The sequence below is a fragment of the Prevotella sp. oral taxon 317 str. F0108 genome (assembly GCF_000162415.1).
Lineage (GTDB): Bacteria > Bacteroidota > Bacteroidia > Bacteroidales > Bacteroidaceae > Prevotella > Prevotella conceptionensis.
Genome location: NZ_GG740073.1, coordinates 5,799 through 8,746 on the forward strand (window position 1 = coordinate 5,799; position 2,948 = coordinate 8,746).

General features: G+C 41.5%; 3 protein-coding genes. 2 read left to right on the forward strand and 1 reads right to left on the reverse strand.

Annotation, left to right across the window (positions count from 1 at the left end; genetic code table 11):
• Positions 1-771: IS4 family transposase (locus HMPREF0670_RS06900; RefSeq protein ID WP_009230433.1), on the reverse strand; the 771-nt coding region annotated here is incomplete at its 3' end.
• A 260-nt stretch (positions 772-1,031) separates the two neighbouring features.
• On the opposite strand from HMPREF0670_RS06900, the gene HMPREF0670_RS06905 reads away from it, so the two are divergent.
• Positions 1,032-1,868, forward strand: a complete 837-nt coding sequence (locus HMPREF0670_RS06905) for an EcoRI family type II restriction endonuclease (protein ID WP_009230434.1) — start codon at positions 1,032-1,034, stop codon at positions 1,866-1,868.
• A 19-nt stretch (positions 1,869-1,887) separates the two neighbouring features.
• Entirely contained in the window at positions 1,888-2,913 is a 1,026-nt protein-coding gene (locus HMPREF0670_RS06910) for an adenine-specific methyltransferase EcoRI family protein (protein WP_009230435.1), read from the forward strand.
• Positions 2,914-2,948 lie beyond the last annotated feature (35 nt).

The following is a 2,948-nucleotide window of genomic DNA, read 5'->3' on the forward strand; positions in this document are numbered from 1 at the left end:
CGGTAGATCAGGCTCTATCTCCTCGTCAATGAGCACGTTTTGGGCAGCATGGTCGGGCAACGGTAGCTCCCTTACGCGCTTATAGCGCATGTTTCCCTTGTGCCGCACCACGAAGAACACGTTCGTGCTGTCCCAATGGTTCAGTAGAGCATAGTCGCAGTATCCACGATCGGCAACGACGATGGAGTGAGGCTGCAGGGGAATGTCGAAAGCAGCCTTGTTGTCGCTGCCTTTACCGTCCGTAATGTTCACGAAATCAGGCAGTAGACAGTCGTAGTCGAGCAACGTGTGCATCTTCACCGCGCCTTTCTTTGACGTGTAATGCGCCCAGTCATACACGGACATCGTGAGCGATACCAACGTCGAGTCAAGAAGTTTTATGGGCATCTTGAAGCGGAAACCTTTGCGACTGCCCCAACCCTGCTGTCCGAAATATTTGTACACCGCATAGAATATGTCGCGGAAGACGTCGCTGTCGCGGTTCGTGTTCTGGTAAGACACGGTTGACTTTGATGGCGCACGGCTAATGCCAAGATGGTTTAAGTTGCCTGTGGCTGACTTCAGTCCGTTGGATATGTCGCGCACAGAGTCGCAGCCCGAGAACTGGCAGAAAACCATGCTCACAAGCTGACTCCATGTGTCATAACCCTTGTTGTGCCTATCCGTTCCCGCAACACGGATGATTTTTTTGATGTTTTCTTTTGGAAGCTCGCGGATTACTTGAGAAAAAGTGTTATATTTGCCATCGGAAGCCGGGTGATTGGTCGTCACCGCTAAGGTAGTAATTTTCCACCTTAGTTTACAGCTTCCTTTTTTGTTTTTTCAAAAACGTTTAGGACAATATTGGTTCTTAGTAGAAAAATCGAGGTTTTTCTATTGTCTTTCTGAAACAAAATGCTATCTTTGCGTCAAATCATTAGCCCTTTAAATGCTAGGCTTTGAATGAAGTAAGTGTTCCAAGCGAAGAAGATACGCTTAAATAGAAAAAAGTTAAAGTATTTTAGGCTGCTTAATCATTGAGTAACAAATACATGTCGAAAAAGAATCAGTCCAACAGACTAACAACCCAACAAAAGGAGTCGAAAGGAGTTGTCGGTATTTTCGGAGAAGAAACGAAGATACACGACATGACTGTCGGTGAGGTTTCTCATCTTGCCCTTAATAAGCTTCAAGAAGAGTTCCCGCAATTGGAATTTCGATCTAGAACGAGCATCAAGAAAGAAGAGATTAACGAAGCCTTAAAGAAAATTGACCCGAAATTGGGGCAAACGCTTTTCGTTCCAAATTCAAGTATTATCCCTGATGGGGGAATTGTGGAAGTGAAAGACGATAATGGAGAATGGAGGGTTGTATTGGTTTCTGAGGCAAAGCATCAGGGAAAGGATATTGAAAACATCAAGGCAGGCAACCTTGTTGGGAAAAAGGACAACCAAGATATTATGGCTGCTGGTAATGCCATTGAGAGGTCTCATAAGAACATTGCTGAAATTGCCAATCTGATGTTGGCAGAGGCGCACTTTCCTTATGTGCTATTCTTGGAAGGGTCGAATTTCCTTACAGAGACCATTCCTGTTAAACGTCCTGACGGAAGAGTTGTTACACTCGAATACAATTCGGGAAAGCTGAACAGGCTGGACAGACTGACCGCAGCCAACTACGGCATGCCTATCAATACAAACTTGTGCAAAAACAAGTTTATTAAACATAACGACAAGACTATCATGCTTCAAGCAACATCCATTTACACGCAGGGAAACGGAGAAGGGTGGAATGCTGAGAAGATGCTCGAAATCATGCTTGATATTTCAAGAACTTCTTTGGAAATGTTGGGTAGCGACTTATTTAAGCAGCTAACCCAGAAAAAGTAATTTAAACAGATATTGAAGTATGGCAAGAAAAGCTACAAACGAGTTACTGCAAAAGGCGAAAAAGCAAAAGAATGATGAGTTCTATACACAGCTTGCCGACATAGAAAGCGAGTTGCAGCATTATGAAAGTCATTTCAAGGGTAAAGTGGTGTATTGCAATTGTGATGACCCACACATCAGCAACTTTTTCAGATATTTTGTTTCTCGTTTCAAGAAGTTGGAACTCAAGAAAGTTATTGCAGCCTGTTATAAGGAACAGAATGTAGACTTGTTCAACACAGGGAAAAATAATCATGGTTTTTTCTTTGAATACACAGGAACAGAACTTACTGGCACCGACCCAAAGACAGCCAACATCGTTTACTTCAAGGGAGACGGCGACTTTCGCAGTCATGAAAGCATAGCCTTGCTTAAACAATCAGATATAATTGTTACCAATCCGCCCTTTTCCTTGTTTCGAGAGTATGTGGCACAATTAATGAGATACGATAAGAAATTTCTTATTATCGGGAACATCAACGCCATTACATATAAAGAAATCTTCAAGCTCATTCAAGACAATAAGGCATGGCTTGGAGTTAATCTTGGCAGAGGTATTTCTGGATTTATCGTGCCAGCACATTATGAACTCTACGGAACAGAGACAAAGATAAACGAATTAGGGGAAAGGATTATTTCTCCCAATAATTGCTTGTGGCTTACGAATCTGGATAACTTCATACGGCATGAAGATATTTTGCTAACTAAAAATTATATCGGATACGAACAAGAATATCCTAAATACGATAATTATGATGGTATCAATGTCAATAGAACAAAGGACATTCCACAAGATTATTGCGGATATATGGGAGTGCCGATAACATTTCTACATAAGTTTAACCCGCATCAATTTGAGATAATAAAATTCAGAAAGGGAAACGATAAGAAAGACTTATCAATAAACGGGAAGTGCCCTTATTTCAGGATTATTATCAAAAACAAACATGCCAATCCTAAAATCAAGCATTTGACTGATAAATATCAATCAGTGTCATTGAAGTAATCTTGACTCTTCTCGCTTTCCAATCTTCTTAAAGG